Here is a 16615-nt window from a genome sequence, read left to right on the forward strand (position 1 = left end):
CAGCAGATGGGATTTTCGGCACGGTCATGTACGAGGACATTCACATCGGCGGGGTCCTGATCTCCTCCTTCGTGGGATATGCCCTGGCGGCGTTCGTCATCCTCCTCCTGTTGCGCTGGTTCTTCGCCCGCATCCGCTTCAGCCGCTACGTTGCCAATGCGCCGCTGGCCGAGGCCGGCATCTACGTCTGTGTTCTCGCTGTCCTCATCGCGTTGATCTGAATGTCCGAAACCACCGCCGACGAGGATGATCCCAAGCCCGCGCACCGCGAGGGGAGGACGGATCACGCCGATCTCATGCCGGTCGTCCCGCGCCGGGGCCGGGCCGCCAAGGTCTTCCGCTTGGCCGCGACCGCCTTCATCCTGCTCGTCGCCGTGGCGGCGGCGGCTTACGTCTGGGAGTTCTACGTCGCGGCGCCCTGGACGCGGGACGGGACCGTGCGGGTGCAAGTCGCCAACATCGCCCCGCAGGTCGCCGGCCAGATCGTCGACGTCCGGGTCCGGGACAACCAGACCGTCCATAAGGGCGACGTGCTCTACGTGATCGATCCGGTCGATTTCGAGGTCTCGGTGACCTCGGCCGAGGCCGAGGTCCAGAATCGCGAGGCCGATCTCCAGGTCAAGAATGCGCAATCGGCCAGACGGCAGGCGCTGACCACGGTCTCGACCTCGATCGAAGAGAAGCAGCAATATGCCGGCACCGCGAAGATCGCCGCGGCGGCCCTGGAAAGCGCGCAGGCGCAGCTGAGGCAGGCCAAGATCAACCTCGAACGCACCCAGGTGAAATCCACCGTCAACGGACGCGTCACCAACCTGCTGATGCGGGTCGGCGACTACGCTCGGACCGGAACCTCGAACATCAGCGTGGTCGACACCGATTCGTTCTGGATCGACGGCTATTTCGAGGAAACCAAGATGCCCAACATCCATGTGGGCGACCGGGCCGAGGTCAAGCTGATGGGCTTCGACCCGCACCTGGCCGGGACGGTGGAGAGCATCACGCTGGGCATCTCGACGGCGAACGCCGCCTCCAGCACGCAGGGCCTGCCCGACGTCAATCCGGTCTATACCTGGGTGCGGCTGGCGCAGCGTGTCCCGGTCCGCATCCGCATCGACCATTTCCCGCCGGAGGTCCCGCTGATCGCCGGTATGACCGCCACCGTGGTGGTCAATGGCGGCCGGGCGCCCGCGCCGACCTGGTTCATGGACCTGCGCGCGCGCGTCTCCGCCCTGACCGATTCGGCGGCCACGCCCACGGTCGAGGCGCAGCGGCGTTGATAGCGCCTTCAATGGCAGCGGTGTCGAACGTTCCGATCCTGAATCTGTTGCCAATCCCGGCCCGATTCGGACGGCTTGGCACCGCAGACGCGTGAACGGCGAAGGTCGGCCGACGCTCGACCGGCGCGGCGACACGGATGAACCTCTCGAAGGGACATCCGGTTTCAGCTCGAGAACGATAAGAGCGACGGCAAATCAATGGGGCGCCACTGAAGTTTCTGCAACGCCGCGGAAGCGATCCAAGCCCTAGAGCCGCCGGCTAAAGCGTTGCGGAACGCCACTCGCGCCGGGGCAAAAAGCATTCTCTCGGAGAATTCCATGTTGACCTGTCGCCGAGACGGGCGCAGTCTTTATATGTGCTTCGCGAATGCAGGCACGGACCGGCCGGAAACTTTGATCTTATTAGGTTTCGTAACGGTGACGGTCGGCTGAAGCTGGAGGAGACAGGCATGACTCCACCGCAGCGGAACGCCGCCTAGACGGATCCGGGATCGGTTCGGCCCGGGGCCTAGCGGCACGATACGAGCAGCCGGACGGAAGCGGCTCCAGGGGCGCAGAAGCGGCCGACACGGCACGCCTTCGAATGCGCGAAAGGCCCCGATTCGAGCCGTTCCGCCGCGGTCTCGTCACCCAAGATTGCATCATCCGACCACCCACCTGCCCGGCGGCGCCGCGGCGGGGTATCGTCGTGGCCCAAGCATCAGGCTTCAGCCGGAGTCCGGGCTCGAGCGGATCAGCCGCCCATGCCCGGGACCCGAAGCGATGACGACGCGCCGGCGGCTCAGGCGATCCCGAGCTTGTCCTTGAGCAGCGCGTTCACCGCCGCCGGGTTCGCCTTGCCGCCCGTGGCCTTCATGGTCTGGCCGACGAACCAGCCGAGCAGGGTCGGCTTCTCCTTGGCCTGGGCGACCTTGTCGGGGTTGGCCGCGATGATTTTGTCGATCGCCGCCTCGATGGCTCCGGTATCGGTCACCTGCTTCAGGCCACGGCTCTCGACCAGGGCACGCGGGTCGCCACCCTCGGTCCAGACGATCTCGAACAAGTCCTTGGCGATCTTGCCCGAGATCACACCCTCGCAGATCAGGTCGACGATCGCCCCGAGCTGGCTCGCGGAGACCGGGCTCGCCTCGATGGACAGGCCTTCCTTGTTGAGGCGGCCGAACAGCTCGTTGATCACCCAATTGGCTGCAGCCTTGCCATCCCGGCCCTTGGCGACGGCCTCGTAATAGTCAGCCGAAGCCCGCTCGGCCACGAGCACGCCGGCATCGTAGGGCGAGAGGCCGTAATCCGTGACGAACCGCGCCTTCTTGGCGTCCGGCAGTTCCGGCAGGCCGACAGCCAGCGCGTCGACGTAAGCCTGGTCGAATTCGAGCGGCAACAGGTCCGGGTCGGGGAAGTAGCGGTAATCGTGCGCCTCCTCCTTCGAGCGCATCGAGCGGGTCTCGCCCTTGCCTGGATCGAACAGGCGGGTCTCCTGGTCGATCGTGCCGCCATCCTCCAGGATCGCGATCTGGCGGCGCGCCTCGGTCTCGATCGCCTGGCCGATGAAGCGGATCGAGTTGACGTTCTTGATCTCGCAGCGCGTGCCGAGCGGCTCGCCGGGGCGGCGCACGGAGACGTTCACGTCGGCGCGGAGCGACCCCTTCTCCATGTCGCCGTCGCAGGTGCCGAGATAGCGCAGGATCGTGCGGAGCTTGGTGACGTAGGCCTTGGCCTCCTCCGACGAGCGCAGGTCCGGCCGGGAGACGATCTCCATCAGCGCCACCCCCGACCGGTTGAGGTCGACGAAGCTGCGCAGGGGGTCCTGATCGTGCAGCGACTTACCGGCATCCTGCTCCAGGTGCAGGCGCTCGATGCCGACCGTGATCGCCGTGCCGTCGGCCATGTCGACCAGCACCTCGCCCTCACCGACGATCGGGTCCTTGTACTGCGAGATCTGATAGCCCTGCGGCAGATCCGGATAAAAATAGTTCTTCCGGTCGAAGACCGAGCGCAGGTTGATCTGCGCCTTCAGACCGAGCCCGGTGCGCACCGCCTGGGCAACGCATTCGGCGTTGATCACCGGCAGCATGCCGGGCATCGCCGCATCGACCAGCGAGACATGATCGTTCGGCTCGGCCCCGAACTCGGTGGAGGCGCCAGAGAACAGCTTCGCCCGGCTGGAAACCTGGGCATGGACCTCCATGCCGACGACCACCTCCCAATCGTGGAGGCCGCCCTTGATCAGCTTCTTGGGGTCGACAGGTGCGTTCATGATCGTCCGGGCCGGAAAGGCTTGTCAGGGGCTTCCCACTCCCACCCTCATCCCGAGGTGTCGCGCAGCGGCCTCGAAGGAGGGCTCCTTCGCGGCCCGCTCGCGCGGGCGCCTCAGGATGAGGGCGCGGGTGGGAGCGGGTGTCGTTCGGTCAATTACGGGCCGCTCGCGACAAGAATCAAGCGCGGCGTCCGACGGCGCGCCGTGCCCCGTAGCCGAGGATCGCCCAGAGCAGCGCCGCCAGGGCCCGGACCGGGAAGAAGGTCGGCCCGTCATGGGTGACCGGCGCCGGCCAGGGGATGCCGGCGGCGCTCACCGCCCAGGAGAACAGCACCGAGAAGCCGAGCGCCGCGATCGCCGCGATGAACACCTTGCCGAACTGGCTCGCAGTCCAGCCGAGATAGACCGCCACCACGATCAGCGCCGGATCGAACCCGGCCCAGATCCAGACCGTCCAGGGATAATACGGGACGGTCATGCCCACCACGGCTCAGGCAGCTTGGTCCGCCCGGCCGAATCCTCGATCACCTGGGCGACCGCGAACAGCGTCTCCTCGTCGAAGGGTCGGCCGATCAGCTGGAGACCCAGCGGCAGGCCCTGACCGTCGAGCCCCGCCGGGACCGCGATGCCCGGCAGCCCGGCCATGTTCACCGTCACGGTGAACACGTCGTTGAGGTACATCTCCACCGGGTCGGCCGAGGCCTTCTCGCCGATGCCGAAGGCGGCCGACGGGGTGGCGGGGGTGAGGATCGCGTCGATCCCGGAGGCGTAGGCCGCCTCGAAGTCGCGCTTGATCAGCGTGCGGATCTTCTGCGCCCGGACGTAATAGGCGTCGTAGTAGCCCGCCGAGAGCACGTAGGTGCCGATCATGATCCGGCGCTTCACCTCGCGGCCGAAGCCGGCCGCGCGGGTGTTCTCGTACATCCCGGCGATGTCCTTGCCGGGGACGCGCAGGCCGTAGCGGACGCCATCGTAGCGGGCGAGGTTCGAGGAGGCCTCGGCCGGGGCGACGATATAGTAAGCGGGCAGCGCGTAGGACGTGTGCGGCAATGAGATGTCGCGGATGGTGGCGCCGGCCGCTTTCAGCCACGCCGCGCCCTCGTCCCAGAGCTTCTGGATCTCGGCCGGCATGCCGTCGACCCGGTACTCCTTCGGGATGCCGATGGTCAGCCCCTTCACGCCCCGGGAGACCGCGGCCTCGAAATCGGGCACGGTCAGATCGGCGCAGGTCGTGTCCCGGGCGTCCGCGCCGGCCATCGAGCCGAGCAGGATCGCGCAGTCGCGCACCGTCCGGGCGATCGGACCGGCCTGATCGAGCGAGGAGGCGAACGCCACCGTGCCCCAGCGCGAGCAGCGCCCGTAGGTCGGCTTGATTCCGACGGTGCCGGTGAAGGCGGCTGGCTGGCGGATCGAGCCGCCGGTGTCGGTGGCGGTGGCGCCGAGGCAGAGCCGCGCGGCGACTGCCGCGGCGGAACCGCCCGAGGAGCCGCCGGGCACGAGCGGCGCGTCGGAGCCCGCCCGCCGCCACGGCGAGACGACGTTGCCGTAGGCGCTGGTCTCGTTCGACGAGCCCATGGCGAATTCGTCGAGGTTCAGCTTGCCGAGCATCACGGCGCCGTCGCGCCACAGATTGGCCGAGACGGCCGATTCGTAATGCGGTTCGAAGGTCTCCAGGATCTTGGACCCCGCCGTGGTGATCACCCCGTCCGTGCAGAACAGGTCCTTGATCCCGAGCGGAATGCCCTCCAGCGGACGGGCTTCGCCGGTGGCGATTTTCTCGTCCGCAGCATCCGCCATCGCGAGGGCCCGGTCGGGCGTCTCCCGGATGAAGGCATTGAGGATGCGAGCCTTCCCGATCGCGTCGAGATGCGCCTGCGTCAGCTCGCGGGCCGAGATCCGCTTCGCCTTGAGGGCGTCGCGCGCCTCGGCCAGGGTGAGTTCGTTCGGATTCACGCTGTTCACGTCCCCGCGCGCCGCGGCGCGTCCGCACAAAATCCGGTCCGCAAGGTCCGGGCCGAAGCTCCGAGCCGAGCGCCTACTCGACCACCTTCGGAACCAGGAAGTAATTGTCCTCGGTCTCGGGAGCGTTCGCGACCACGTCGGCCGCGCGGCCACCGTCGATGACGACGTCCGCACGCTTCTTCATCGCCATCGGGGTGACGGAGGTCATCGCCTCGACGCCGGAGACGTCGACCGCGCCGAGCTGCTCAACGAAGGCCAGGATCGCGTTGAGTTCGCCCTGCAGCGGACCGACCTCGTCGTCGGTGACCGCGATGCGCGCCAGATGCGCGATGCGCCGAACCGTCTTCTCGTCGACCGACATGCCGTCCCGTTCGTCCTGGTCCGGGAGCGGCCTCCCGGGATCGGCCGGCCTATAGCACCGGGCTCCGATCGGCCGCAACGCGGGCGGCACGCGGTCACCGGGCCGGCGCAGCCTCGGGCGATCAGCCGCGCGCGATCCGGTCCCGGTCTCAGGTCACGACGTGGTGCGGCGTCACCGACATCTCGATGGTGACGCCGGGTCGCCGGGGGGGCTGGACCAGCGCCTGGGCAAAGCCCAGGACCAGGATCTCGAAGGCCAGCAGCAGCATCAGGCGATGCTTGCGGGCCATGGCCGGGGCGGCCCGGGATGTTGCTGAACGGGAGAGCGGGCCGATCGTCGACAAGGCGTGACCCCGAGCGGTGGTTTAACGAAGCTTTAACCTACCTAATCGCGAACCGCTCCGCGTGCATCCGGGGCGATCTACGGAGTGCGGCATGCCTGTGGATGAAGGAGCGGAACCGATGTGGGAGCGGGTGTTCACCAGCTTGGTGCCGGGATTCGCGCCGGACGCGGCAGCGCTCGATCGCGCGGCTGCGGAGCTGGGCTTTCCCCTTCCGGATTCCTACCGCGACTTCTGTCGGACCTGCGGTGTCGGCGTGGCCGGCGGTCACATCAGGATCGCCGTGCCGGCCCCCTTCGAGGCGAGCGACCTGATCACGCAGGCTGGCGTCATCGCCCACAGCGTCGGCGCCGCCGTGCGACTGCTGGACGACGCGGCGGAGCCGCACCGTTTCGATGTCGAGGATGGCGACCCGGGGGTCGTCGAGCGCGCCTGCTTCTTCGGCCATGCCGAGGACGGCAGCTTCCTGTTCTGGGACGTGACCGGCAGCGGCGCGGAATACGATATCTGGCTGCTCGCGCCCGATCTCGAGACGGTCCGGTTCGGCGGCGAGACCCTTTTCGATTTCTTCTCGCAGGTCACCGGCCCCACCGCCGCGCTGATTCTCGGACCGGGTATGGAGCCCCTGCCCGCCCGGTTCGAGGGTGTCTCGGCGGCGATCCTGGGCCGGAGCGGGCAGGCGGAATTATGAACCACGACGCGCTACGTGCCTTCGCCGCCGCCTCGCAGGGTGGGGCGCGGCTGATCGGCATCGATCTCGGCACCAAGACGATCGGACTTGCGCTATCGGATCTGGGGCGCCAGATCGCGACGCCGCTGGAGACGATCCGTCGGGTGAAGTTTACGCCGGATGCCCAGCGCCTCGCCGCCCTGTGTCGCCAGCATGCGGTGGGCGGCCTCGTGGTCGGTCTGCCGCTGAACATGGACGGGAGCGAGGGGCCACGGGTCCAGTCGACGCGGGCCTTCGTGCGCAACCTGGCGCCGATCCTGCCCCTGCCCCACGTCTTCTTCGACGAGCGGCTGTCGACCGCGGTCGTGACCCGGGCGCTGATCGAGGCCGACGCGTCCCGGGCCCGACGCGGGGAACTGGTGGACAAGCTCGCCGCCGCCTACATCCTCCAGGGTTGCCTCGACGTGATGCGCCATGTCGCCGACGTCGATTTCAACGCCGATCCGCTCAACGACTGACCAGCGAGACCGTGCCGCTACCGTGGCGCTCGATCCGCCCGTCGAGTTCGAGTTCCAGCAGCACGGTCTGCACGATGCGGATCCCGACATTGGCGCTGCGGGCCAGCGCGTCGGTCCCGACCGGGCTCGGACCCAGAAGCGCGACGATGCGTGCGCGATCATCCACGGGCTCGGGCGGATCGTCCGGGTCCTCGAACGATTCGGATACGGGCGGCCGTGAGATGTCTCGAGCCCCCAGCTCCCCCGGGCTCAGCGCATCGAGGTCGATCTCGTCCCAGAAGTCGGGCTGATCTCGGAGGTCCGGCCGCCCCCGTACGGGGGCGGCGTCCGCCTCCGGGCCGTGCTCGATGATCGGACCGATCACATCGAGCACGTGTGCGACGTCGGACACGAGGGTTGCGCCCTGGCGGATCAAATCGTTGGTGCCCTCGGCGCGGGGATCGAGGGGCGAGCCCGGGACCGCGAAGACCTCGCGGTTCTGCTCCAGGGCGTAGCGCGCCGTGATGAGCGAACCGGAGCGGCGCGCCGCCTCGATCACGACGGTGCCGTAGGACAGGCCGGAGATGATCCGGTTGCGCCGGGGGAAATCGCGGCCGCGCGGCTCCCAGCCCATCGGCATCTCGGCCACGATGGCGCCGCCCTCCCCCAGGATCGCGTCGACCAGGGCGGCGTGGCTCGCCGGGTAGATCCGGTCCTGACCGCCGGCCATCACCGCGACGGTGCCGGTCTGCAGGCTGGCCTTGTGGGCCCGGGCGTCGATGCCCCGGGCGAGGCCCGAGACCACCGCCAGCCCCGCCTCGCCGAGGCCGCGGGCCAGCCGCTCCGTGAAGGCGAGCCCGGCCGTCGAGGCGTTGCGCGAACCGACGAGGGCCACAGCCGGACGGTTCAGGATTGCGGCGCCGCGCAGGGCCAGGAGCGGCGGCGCCGCATCGGTCTGCTGGAGGAGGCGTGGGTAATCCGCCTCGCCGGTGGCGATCAGCCGTCCGCCGAGGCGGGCCAGGGCCGCCAGCTCGTCCTCGGCCTGGGCGCGGATCGGGGGCTCCAGCCGCTTGCCCTGCCGGCGTGCGAGGTCGGGAAGGGCATCGAGGGCGGCACCGGCACCGGCGAATCGGTTGACGAGCGTGCGGAAGGTGCGCGGCCCGACTCCGTCGGTGCGGATCAGGCGCAGCCAGTCGAGACGCTGGGCATCGGTGAGCTGCATGCACCCCCCAAGGACCGCGCCACGCGCGTGCGCTCAGCCCTTCTGGCCGATGCGCCCCTCGGTGCCGGACGCGAGCCGGCGGATGTTGGGCGCGTGCTTCCACCATAGCAGCACGCCCAGCAGCAGGAACAGCACAGCTTGCATCGGCGCGCCGAGGGCCCACAGGACCAGCGGCGTCGCCGCCGAGGCGGCCAAGGCCGCCAGCGACGAGTATTTCAGCGCGAAGGCGAGACCGAGCCAGATCGCCGCGAAGATTCCGAGCGTCGGCGGGCTGAAGGCGAGGAGCACGCCGATGAAGGTCGCGACACCCTTGCCGCCCTTGAAGCCGAGCCAGACCGGGAAGAGATGGCCCAGAAACGCGCCCAGCCCGGCGGCGAGGGCGGGCCCCTCCCCGAGGCCCTTGGCGATCAGGACCGCCACCGTGCCCTTGAGGGCATCGCCCAGCAGGGTCGCGGCGGCGAGACCCTTGCGGCCGGTGCGCAGCACGTTGGTGGCGCCGATATTGCCGGAGCCGATCGCCCGCACGTCCCCGAGCCCAGCGAATCGCGTCAGGATCAGCCCGAACGGGATCGCGCCCAGGGCATAGCCGAGGGCCAGGGCGCCGAGCGCGGCGGGGGTCGCGAGATCCGCGAGCATCAGGCGGCAGCCGCCAGATCGTCGACCGCGTGGACGATCCGCCCGCCGACCAGCGTCAGGACCGCGGCGCCCTGCAGGCGCGCCTCGTCGAAGGGCGAGTTCTTCGAGCGGGACTTCAGCCGCCTTTTGTCGAGGACGTAGGGCAGATCGGGATCGATCAGCACCAGATCGGCCGGTGCTCCGACCGCGAGGCGCCCGGCCTCGCGCCTGAGGATCCGGGCCGGGTTCACCGTCAGGGCGGCGACGAGCTTGGGAAACGCCAGATCGCCGGTATGGACGAGGCGCAGGGCGGCGCCGAGCAGGGTCTCGATGCCGAGCGCTCCGTCCGCGGCCTCCGCGAAGGGCAGGCGCTTGGTCTCGACATCCTGCGGGTTGTGGTCGGACACGACCACGTCGATCACGCCCTCGCCGAGCCCGCGCACCACCGCGTGCCGGTCGGCCTCGTCGCGCAATGGCGGCGAGAGGCGACAGAAGGTCCGGTAATGGCCGATGTCGTTCTCGTTGAGCACGAGGTTGTTCACCGAGACCCCGCAAGTCACCGGCAATCCGTCCTGCTTGGCCCGGCGGACGATCTCCACCGAATCGGCGCAGGAGATCATGGCGGCGTGGTAGCGGGCGCCGGTCAGCCGGACGAGGCGGATGTCGCGCTCCAGCATCACGGTCTCCGCCTCGCGGGGGATGCCCATCAGCCCGAGGCGCGAGGCGAGTTCACCCTCGTTCATCACGCCCTCGGCCACGAGGTCGGCATCCTCGACATGCTGCATCAGCAGGGCGTCGAAATCCCTTGCGTAGGTCAGGGCGCGGCGCATCACCTGGGCGTTGCCCACCGCGTGCAGCCCGTCCGTGAACGCGACGGCGCCGGCCTCCTTGAGCAGGCCGAACTCGGTCATCTCCTTGCCGGCCAAGCCCTTGGTGATCGCGGCGGCGGGCAGGACATTGACGCTCGCCGTGTCGCGGGCGCGGCGCAGCACGAAATCCACGATGGCCGGCCCGTCGATGATCGGGTTGGTATCCGGCATGCAGACCAGGGTGGTGACGCCGCCCGCGGCGGCGGCGGCGCTCGCCGAGGCCAGGGTCTCACGGTGCTCCGCCCCCGGCTCGCCCACGAAGGCGCGCATGTCGATCAGCCCGGGCGTCAGGACCCGGCCGGCGCAGTCGATCCGCGTGACGTCAGCCGGGGCACCGGGGGCCGCGCCGGCGGCGATGTCGGCGATCCGACCGTCCCGGACGAGGATCGCGCCGGCGGTCTCGCGCCCGGTCTCCGGATCGAGGAGGGTCGCGTTGGCGAGAAGGGTGCTGCTCACAGGGGCGTCCTCGCCGATGAAGCCGTGCCGTCGAGACGCATGGCGAGACCGGCCGCCGCCATATGGGCCTTGGCCTCAGCGATGCTCGCCTGTCCGAAATGGAAGATCGAGGCCGCCAGCACGGCGCTCGCGCCGCCCTCGGCCACGCCGGCCACGAGATCGTCGAGCCCGCCGACGCCGCCGGAGGCGATCACCGGCACGGTGACCGCGTCGCTGATCGCCCGCGTCAGGGCAAGGTCGTAGCCCGAGCGGGTGCCGTCCTTGTCCATGGAGGTGACCAGCAACTCGCCGGCGCCCCTCCCGGCGACCAGCTTCGCGAAGGCGACGGCGTCGATGCCGGTCGGATCGCGTCCGCCATGGGTGAAGATCGCCCAGGCATCGGGTTCGCCGGGGCCGGAGACGCGCTTCGCGTCGATCGCCACGACGATGCATTGGGCGCCGAACTTCTCCGCCGCCCGGGCGACGAGGTCCGGGTCCTTCACCGCCGCGGTGTTGATCGCGACCTTGTCGGCGCCGGCGAGCAGCAGCGCCCGGACATCCTCGACGGCGCGCACGCCGCCGCCGACGGTGAGCGGCATGAAGCAGGCCTCGGCGGTTCGGCTGACGATGTCGAGCAGCGTGCCCCGGGCCTCGCGGCTCGCCGTGATATCGAGAAAGCACAGTTCGTCGGCGCCGGCCGCGTCGTAGACCTTGGCCGCCTCCACCGGATCGCCGGCATCGCGCAGGCCCTCGAAGCGCACGCCCTTCACGACACGCCCGTCCTTCACGTCAAGACAGGGGATGATGCGGGTCTTGAGCACGGCGTCTCGACGGGGAGTCAGGCTTCGGAGTCGATCGCGAAGTGGCGATCCATGATGTCTTGATAGGCGTAGGGGCAGGTTTCCGGAAAGCGCTTGACCAACAGGCCCGTCTCCTTCGCGGCATCGAGGCGTGCAACGCGGTACGCCTTCGATACAGCCTCGGCCAGACGACCTTTCAAGCCGGGGCTTTCGATCAACTCTTCGGCGATGTGGACGCGGTGCGTCGCGATCGAGATCGCCCAACTGCGCGTTCGCTTTGCCGGCTGGTGATCGAACTTGAGCATGTGCATCAGCACGACGCGCAAGGCGCTCACCAGACTGGCGTACTGGCTCCTGCCCAAGCTCTCGATCTCCTCGGCCAGATTCTCGCGATCAAGCGCCGAGAAGTCGCCGGAGCGCAGACGCGCGCCCTGCTCCTGGGTCCAGGTGTAGAAATCGTCCGCATAAGCCGTTCCGCCCGGGACCGGTCGGACCTTCACCGCCGTCATCGAAGCCCCCCGCTCGGTGCCATCACCGGGGATGACGTATCACGAAGCCGATCCGCGCGCCGCAGCGATCGCCGTCAGTGCCGCCTGCGGGTCGATGCGCCCATCGTAGAGCGCCCGCCCGGTGATGGCGCCGGCGATCAGCGCGCAATCGGGCTGGAGCAGGCGGTGTACGTCGTCGATCGAGGCGAGGCCGCCGGAGGCGATCACCGGGATGCGCACGGCCTGCGCCAGCGCCAGGGTCATCTCGACGTTAAGACCCTTCAGGATCCCGTCCCGGGCGATGTCGGTGTAGATGATGGCGGCCACGCCCGCGTCTTCGAAACGACGGCCGAGTTCCTCGGCGGTCATGCTCGAGGTCTGGGCCCAGCCCTCGACGGCGACCCGCCCGTCCTTGGCGTCAATGCCGACGGCGATCTTTCCGGGATGCTGGCGGGCGGCCTCGCGGACGAAGCCGGGGTCGCGTACCGCGGCCGTGCCGATGATCACCCGGGCCACACCCTTGGCGAGCCAGCCTTCGAGGGTCTTCATCTCCCGGATGCCACCGCCGAGCTGCACCGGGATCCCAACCCGCGCCAGGATCGCGTCCACAGCGGCGGCGTTGCGCGGCGCCCCCGCGAAGGCGCCATCCAGATCGACAACGTGGAGCCAGGGGAAACCCTGCCCCTCGAAGGTCGCGGCCTGCGCGGCCGGATCGTCGCCGAAGACCTTGGCCTGGGCCATGTCACCCTGGACGAGGCGGACGCAGCGTCCCTCCTTGAGGTCGATCGCCGGGTAGAGGATCACGGGTTTTTCTGTCCTTCTGGGCGGGGCCGGATCGCGCTCACGGCCGCCAGGCCAAGAAATTCGCGATGAGCGCGAGTCCCAGGCGCTGACTCTTCTCAGGGTGGAATTGCGTCCCCGCCACGTTGTCCCGGGCGACGAGGGCGGTGATCGGTCCGCCGTAATCCGCCTGCGCGACCACGTCGTCGGGATTCTCCGGGGCCAGCGCGTAGCTGTGGACGAAGTAAGCGTGCAGGCCGTCCTCGCCGGTGGGGATGCCGGCGAGGAGGGCGTGGTCGCGGGCCGGATGCAGGGTGTTCCAGCCCATATGGGGAACCTTGAGGGACGGATCGGCTGGCCGGATCGGTCCGACATCGCCGGGAATCCAGCCGAGGCCGGGCGTGGTGGTGTATTCCAGCCCCCGGCTCGCGAGGAGCTGCATGCCCACGCAGATGCCGAGGAACGGCCGGCCCGCGCCCTGTGCGGCCTGGATCATCGCCTCGACCATGCCGGGCACGGCGTCGAGCCCGGCCCGGCAATCCGCATAGGCGCCGACGCCCGGCAGGACGATGCGGTCGGCCGCCGCCACCACATCCGGATCCGCGGTCAGGCAGATCCGCGCGTTGCGCCCGCTCTCGCGGGCCGCCCGCTCGAATGCCTTGGCGGCGGAGTGGAGGTTTCCCGATCCGTAATCGATGATCGCGACGGTCTCGGTACTCATGCGGATCTCGTCGGGGCCGTCACCGGGCCGCTTCCTGAGCGGGAAACAGGCCGATCACCGGTTCGGCGCGACGGGTCGGGCCGCCGGGAAACGGCGGCCGCGGGGCCGACACCGTGCTGTCGAGCCAGCGTCCGAAGGCCCGCGTCTCGGCCTCCTCGGGCGAGGCCGCGATGACCGTGTCGCGCATCGGCATATCGCAACGGGTGAGGGTCCAGCGGCGCAGGCTCGACGCTTCGAGCCCGATCAGCCATGCGGCCAACAGGGCCGCGATCACACCGGCGCCGGTCGGCAGGCCGAGGATGAGGCCCAGGCCGAACAGCGCGAGCAACCCGATGAGCACCATGAGTGCCGCGATCCAGAGGCGATGGTAGAGGAACCACAGCACGCTGAAGGCGAAGGCCGGCCAGGAGAACCCATCCGGTACCAGCACCGCCCGATCAAGGCCGAGACTCTCGCCCGGGCGCGCCTCGGCCGGCAGGTGGAGCGTGTAGCTGCGCATGCGCATCGCGGGACTCCGACAACGGCGCTCGTCCGGGGCCTTGGGGGCGACCGGGGAGCGCGACGACAAGACGCTCTACAGGGAGCCCTTCGTGGAGGGAATGCGCCCCTCCTCCCGCGGATCGACCGCCACTGCCGTCCGCAAGGCCCGGGCCAGACCCTTGAAGCAACTCTCGGCGATATGATGGGCGTTGTCGCCGTAGAGCGTCTCCACATGCAGGGTCAGCCCGGCATTCATGGCGAAGGCCTGGAACCACTCGCGCACGAGCTCGGTGTCAAACTGCCCGATCTTCTCGACCCGGAACGTGGTGCGGAACACCAGGAACGGCCGGCCCGAGATGTCGACGCAGACCCGGGTCAGCGCCTCGTCCATGGGCAGGTGGATGTCGGCGTAGCGGGTGACACCGCGCTTGTCGCCCAGCGCCTTGGCGAAGGCCTGGCCCAGCGCGATGCCGCAATCCTCGGCGGAATGGTGCTGATCGATATGCAGGTCGCCGACGACCTTCACGTCAAGGTCGAACAGGCCGTGCCGGGCGAACAGGTTCAGCATGTGGTCGAGGAAGCCGATGCCGGTGGCGATCGTCGATCGTCCGGTCCCGTCGAGACCGACGGTGACCGCGATGTCGGTCTCGGCCGTCTTCCGGCTGATGGTGGCGCTGCGCATTTTTCGTGGGACTTTGCGTCGGGGGCGGCCCAAGGGGCCGCGCGCGCCTTCTAGAGGGAGTTTTGCCGGAAGGGAAAGGGCAAGGCCGCCCTATCCGTTCAGGACCCGCCCGGCCACGGCGTCGAGCTTGGCGAGCAACGCCGGATCGCGGGCGGTGGGCGCGGTCATGATCGCTTCGTCGAGGGCGCGGTGCGAGCCCGCCGGGCAGGGCTCGCGCTCGGCCGGGAAGTCGCGGGCGAGCCGTGCCACGAGCCGGGCCGCCGTGTCGGCATTGCTCCGGGCCACCGCGATCACTGCGGCCACGTCCACGGCATCGTGCCCGGGATGCCAGCAATCGTAGTCGGTCACCATCGCGATCGTCGCGTAGGTGATCTCCGCCTCGCGGGCGAGTTTGGCCTCGGGCATGTTGGTCATGCCGATGACGTCGAAGCCCTGCGCCTTGTAGGCCCGGGATTCGGCGAGTGACGAGAATTGCGGCCCATCCATGCAGACATAGGTTCCGCCGCGATGGACCGCGACGCCCTCCGCCTGAGCAGCGGTGGCGATCCGGGCCTGCAGGCCCGGTCCCACCGGGTGGGCGAGGGAGACATGCGCCACACAGCCGTCGCCGAAGAACGACGAGGCGCGGCCATGGGTACGGTCGACAAATTGGTCGACCAGCACGAACAGGCCCGGGGGCAGATCCTCGCGGAACGAACCGCAGGCGGAGAGCGCCACGAGATCGGTCACGCCGGCCCGCTTCAGCGCGTCGATGTTCGCGCGGTAATTGATGCCGGACGGCGACAGCCGATGGCCGCGCCCGTGCCGGGCCAGGAACACCACCTTGGTTTCCCCGATCCGACCGATCCGAAGCGCATCGGAGGGCTCGCCCCAGGGCGAAGCGACGCGCTCCTCGCGCACGTCCTCGAGCCCCGGCAGCTCGTAAACGCCCGACCCGCCCATCACCCCGAGCACCGCTGCCGTCATCCCGGTTTCCCTTGTTTGAGCGTCATCCTGTCCGCCACCTCATCCCGAGATGTCGGAGCGGAGCGGAGGCCTAAAAGGCGCCTCCCGCAGGCAGGGCGATCCCTGGAACCGTCCTTAGAGACCCGCTGGCGCGGGCGCCTCAAGATGAGGTGGTCGACTGGGATCGATGTCGCCGCGAGACGGACCGCCGCGTTCGCCGAGCGGTAGCACGCAGCCACAGCCCAAAAAAGATGGGCCCCCCGGAGGAGGCCCATCGGTCAGATGCGAATTGACTGCGCCTCAGTAGGCCTTGTGCAGTTCCGGCTGGAGGCCGTGGACCTCGCCGCCGACATCGGCCCAAACCTTCTTCTTCACGTAGTAGAGCAGCCCCGACAGGATGATCAGGAACAGGATCACCCGGAACCCGAGGGCTTTCCGATCCATCATATGCGGCTCGGCGGTCCACATGAGGAACGCCGCCACGTCCTTGCCGTACTGGTCTACGGTCTCGGGGACCACCGGCTGTCCCTTGTCGTCCTTCGGGTAGGTGACCTGCCCATCGGTGATCGGCGGCGGCATCGCGATGATGTGGCCAGGATAATACTTGTTGTAGTGGCCGCCGTCCGGAACGGCGAAATCCTTCGGCGGCTCCTCGTAGCCACCGATCAGGGCGTGGATGTAGTCCGGCCCCTGCTCGGAATAGCCGATCAGCGGCAGCCAATCGGTCAGGAAGTACAGGGAGCCCCGCGAGAAGGTCCGCGCCTTAGCGATCACCGAGAAGTCCGGCGGCGCCTTGCCGCCATTGGCCGCGGCTGCGGCCTGGTCGTTCGGGAAGGGCGGCGGGAAGGTGTCGGCCGGCCGGCCGGGGCGGTCGAACATGTCGCCGGCATCGTTCGGCCCATCCTTCACCTGATAGGTCGCGGCCAGCGCCTTGACCTGGCCGGCGGTGAAGTCCGGTCCGCCCTCCTGCGCGAGGTTGCGGAAGGAGACCAGCTTCATCGAGTGGCAGGCGGAGCAGACTTCCTTGTAGACCTGAAAGCCGCGCTGCAGCTGCGCCGTGTCGAAGTGGCCGAAGGTACCGGCGAAGCTCCAGCTCATCCGAGCCGGGATCGGTCCGCCATGCCCTTCCTGTGCTGAGACCGGTGCCGCACCGAGCAGCAGGGCCGCCAGGGCGAACGCGGCTTTCGTCGAGAGGACGCGCGTCATGGTCATGGTCC

General features: G+C 69.2%; 20 protein-coding genes. 4 read left to right on the forward strand and 16 right to left on the reverse strand.

What is annotated here, in order from left to right; genetic code table 11:
- Positions 1 to 26 precede the first annotated feature (26 nt).
- Together AC3IF1_RS24400 and AC3IF1_RS24405 are read left to right on the forward strand one after the other, a co-directional pair.
- Positions 27 to 221, forward strand: coding sequence for a DUF1656 domain-containing protein (locus AC3IF1_RS24400; protein ID WP_243966775.1), 195 nt, complete (start codon positions 27 to 29; stop codon positions 219 to 221).
- A complete protein-coding gene (locus AC3IF1_RS24405; RefSeq protein ID WP_489219705.1) occupies positions 222 to 1277 on the forward strand; it encodes an efflux RND transporter periplasmic adaptor subunit in 1056 nt (351 codons plus the stop codon).
- Between the two features lie 781 nt (positions 1278 to 2058).
- Here AC3IF1_RS24405 and gatB read toward each other — a convergent pair.
- From gatB to AC3IF1_RS24430, 5 genes are all read right to left on the reverse strand, one after another.
- Positions 2059 to 3531 (reverse strand): Asp-tRNA(Asn)/Glu-tRNA(Gln) amidotransferase subunit GatB, encoded by a 1473-nt coding sequence (gene gatB, locus AC3IF1_RS24410; RefSeq protein ID WP_489219707.1) that lies wholly within the window; start codon positions 3529 to 3531, stop codon positions 2059 to 2061.
- A gap of 178 nt (positions 3532 to 3709) precedes the next feature.
- Complete coding sequence (locus AC3IF1_RS24415) at positions 3710 to 4009, reverse strand: hypothetical protein (RefSeq protein ID WP_243966771.1); 300 nt, start codon at positions 4007 to 4009, stop codon at positions 3710 to 3712.
- Positions 4006 to 5484: an Asp-tRNA(Asn)/Glu-tRNA(Gln) amidotransferase subunit GatA gene (gene gatA / locus AC3IF1_RS24420; protein WP_489219708.1), complete on the reverse strand. Its 1479-nt coding sequence runs from the start codon at positions 5482 to 5484 to the stop codon at positions 4006 to 4008. Before gatA ends, AC3IF1_RS24415 begins: the two co-directional genes overlap by 4 nt.
- A gap of 82 nt (positions 5485 to 5566) precedes the next feature.
- Positions 5567 to 5854, reverse strand: a complete 288-nt coding sequence (gene gatC / locus AC3IF1_RS24425) for an Asp-tRNA(Asn)/Glu-tRNA(Gln) amidotransferase subunit GatC (RefSeq protein ID WP_489219709.1) — start codon at positions 5852 to 5854, stop codon at positions 5567 to 5569.
- A gap of 148 nt (positions 5855 to 6002) precedes the next feature.
- Positions 6003 to 6143 (reverse strand): hypothetical protein, encoded by a 141-nt coding sequence (locus AC3IF1_RS24430; protein WP_243966768.1) that lies wholly within the window; start codon positions 6141 to 6143, stop codon positions 6003 to 6005.
- Positions 6144 to 6315: 172 nt separating this feature from the next.
- Between AC3IF1_RS24430 and AC3IF1_RS24435 the strand changes: the two genes are divergently transcribed.
- Positions 6316 to 6885 (forward strand): SMI1/KNR4 family protein, encoded by a 570-nt coding sequence (locus AC3IF1_RS24435; protein ID WP_489220463.1) that lies wholly within the window; start codon positions 6316 to 6318, stop codon positions 6883 to 6885.
- Entirely contained in the window at positions 6882 to 7382 is a 501-nt protein-coding gene (gene ruvX, locus AC3IF1_RS24440) for a Holliday junction resolvase RuvX (RefSeq protein WP_489219710.1), read from the forward strand. Before AC3IF1_RS24435 ends, ruvX begins: the two co-directional genes overlap by 4 nt.
- Here ruvX and dprA read toward each other — a convergent pair.
- From dprA to AC3IF1_RS24495, 11 genes are all read right to left on the reverse strand, one after another.
- Positions 7372 to 8583: a DNA-processing protein DprA gene (gene dprA, locus AC3IF1_RS24445; protein WP_489219711.1), complete on the reverse strand. Its 1212-nt coding sequence runs from the start codon at positions 8581 to 8583 to the stop codon at positions 7372 to 7374. The genes ruvX and dprA overlap by 11 nt on opposite strands.
- Before the next feature lie 33 nt (positions 8584 to 8616).
- Complete coding sequence (gene plsY / locus AC3IF1_RS24450; protein WP_489219712.1) at positions 8617 to 9219, reverse strand: glycerol-3-phosphate 1-O-acyltransferase PlsY; 603 nt, start codon at positions 9217 to 9219, stop codon at positions 8617 to 8619.
- On the reverse strand, positions 9219 to 10523 hold the full coding sequence (locus AC3IF1_RS24455; protein WP_489219713.1) for a dihydroorotase: 1305 nt from the start codon (positions 10521 to 10523) through the stop codon (positions 9219 to 9221). Before AC3IF1_RS24455 ends, plsY begins: the two co-directional genes overlap by 1 nt.
- Complete coding sequence (gene hisF / locus AC3IF1_RS24460; RefSeq protein WP_243966764.1) at positions 10520 to 11323, reverse strand: imidazole glycerol phosphate synthase subunit HisF; 804 nt, start codon at positions 11321 to 11323, stop codon at positions 10520 to 10522. Before hisF ends, AC3IF1_RS24455 begins: the two co-directional genes overlap by 4 nt.
- A 17-nt stretch (positions 11324 to 11340) precedes the next feature.
- A complete protein-coding gene (locus tag AC3IF1_RS24465; protein WP_489219715.1) occupies positions 11341 to 11811 on the reverse strand; it encodes a DUF29 domain-containing protein in 471 nt (156 codons plus the stop codon).
- Positions 11812 to 11850: 39 nt separating this feature from the next.
- Positions 11851 to 12594 (reverse strand): 1-(5-phosphoribosyl)-5-[(5-phosphoribosylamino)methylideneamino]imidazole-4-carboxamide isomerase, encoded by a 744-nt coding sequence (gene hisA / locus AC3IF1_RS24470; RefSeq protein ID WP_489219716.1) that lies wholly within the window; start codon positions 12592 to 12594, stop codon positions 11851 to 11853.
- A 37-nt stretch (positions 12595 to 12631) separates the two neighbouring features.
- Entirely contained in the window at positions 12632 to 13291 is a 660-nt protein-coding gene (hisH, locus tag AC3IF1_RS24475; RefSeq protein WP_489219717.1) for an imidazole glycerol phosphate synthase subunit HisH, read from the reverse strand.
- Between the two features lie 19 nt (positions 13292 to 13310).
- Entirely contained in the window at positions 13311 to 13790 is a 480-nt protein-coding gene (locus AC3IF1_RS24480) for a DUF2628 domain-containing protein (protein ID WP_489220464.1), read from the reverse strand.
- Positions 13791 to 13865: 75 nt separating this feature from the next.
- Positions 13866 to 14453 (reverse strand): imidazoleglycerol-phosphate dehydratase HisB, encoded by a 588-nt coding sequence (gene hisB, locus AC3IF1_RS24485; RefSeq protein ID WP_489219718.1) that lies wholly within the window; start codon positions 14451 to 14453, stop codon positions 13866 to 13868.
- A 90-nt stretch (positions 14454 to 14543) separates the two neighbouring features.
- Positions 14544 to 15419 (reverse strand): S-methyl-5'-thioadenosine phosphorylase, encoded by an 876-nt coding sequence (locus tag AC3IF1_RS24490; RefSeq protein WP_489219719.1) that lies wholly within the window; start codon positions 15417 to 15419, stop codon positions 14544 to 14546.
- Positions 15420 to 15698: 279 nt separating this feature from the next.
- A complete protein-coding gene (locus AC3IF1_RS24495; RefSeq protein ID WP_489219720.1) occupies positions 15699 to 16610 on the reverse strand; it encodes a cytochrome c1 in 912 nt (303 codons plus the stop codon).
- Between the last annotated feature and the right edge of the window lie 5 nt (positions 16611 to 16615).

It is taken from the genome of Methylobacterium sp. E-012, assembly GCF_057836545.1.

Coding starts and splice junctions, on each gene's coding strand:
- AC3IF1_RS24400 (WP_243966775.1), top strand. CDS start 27: ATGTACGAGGACATTCACATCGGCGGGGTCCTGATCTCCTCCTTCGTG.
- AC3IF1_RS24405 (WP_489219705.1), top strand. CDS start 222: ATGTCCGAAACCACCGCCGACGAGGATGATCCCAAGCCCGCGCACCGC.
- gatB (WP_489219707.1), bottom strand. CDS start 3,531: ATGAACGCACCTGTCGACCCCAAGAAGCTGATCAAGGGCGGCCTCCAC.
- AC3IF1_RS24415 (WP_243966771.1), bottom strand. CDS start 4,009: ATGACCGTCCCGTATTATCCCTGGACGGTCTGGATCTGGGCCGGGTTC.
- gatC (WP_489219709.1), bottom strand. CDS start 5,854: ATGTCGGTCGACGAGAAGACGGTTCGGCGCATCGCGCATCTGGCGCGC.
- AC3IF1_RS24430 (WP_243966768.1), bottom strand. CDS start 6,143: ATGGCCCGCAAGCATCGCCTGATGCTGCTGCTGGCCTTCGAGATCCTG.
- AC3IF1_RS24435 (WP_489220463.1), top strand. CDS start 6,316: ATGTGGGAGCGGGTGTTCACCAGCTTGGTGCCGGGATTCGCGCCGGAC.
- ruvX (WP_489219710.1), top strand. CDS start 6,882: ATGAACCACGACGCGCTACGTGCCTTCGCCGCCGCCTCGCAGGGTGGG.
- dprA (WP_489219711.1), bottom strand. CDS start 8,583: ATGCAGCTCACCGATGCCCAGCGTCTCGACTGGCTGCGCCTGATCCGC.
- plsY (WP_489219712.1), bottom strand. CDS start 9,219: ATGCTCGCGGATCTCGCGACCCCCGCCGCGCTCGGCGCCCTGGCCCTC.
- AC3IF1_RS24465 (WP_489219715.1), bottom strand. CDS start 11,811: ATGACGGCGGTGAAGGTCCGACCGGTCCCGGGCGGAACGGCTTATGCG.
- hisH (WP_489219717.1), bottom strand. CDS start 13,291: ATGAGTACCGAGACCGTCGCGATCATCGATTACGGATCGGGAAACCTC.
- AC3IF1_RS24480 (WP_489220464.1), bottom strand. CDS start 13,790: ATGCGCAGCTACACGCTCCACCTGCCGGCCGAGGCGCGCCCGGGCGAG.
- hisB (WP_489219718.1), bottom strand. CDS start 14,453: ATGCGCAGCGCCACCATCAGCCGGAAGACGGCCGAGACCGACATCGCG.
- AC3IF1_RS24490 (WP_489219719.1), bottom strand. CDS start 15,419: ATGACGGCAGCGGTGCTCGGGGTGATGGGCGGGTCGGGCGTTTACGAG.
- AC3IF1_RS24495 (WP_489219720.1), bottom strand. CDS start 16,610: ATGACCATGACGCGCGTCCTCTCGACGAAAGCCGCGTTCGCCCTGGCG.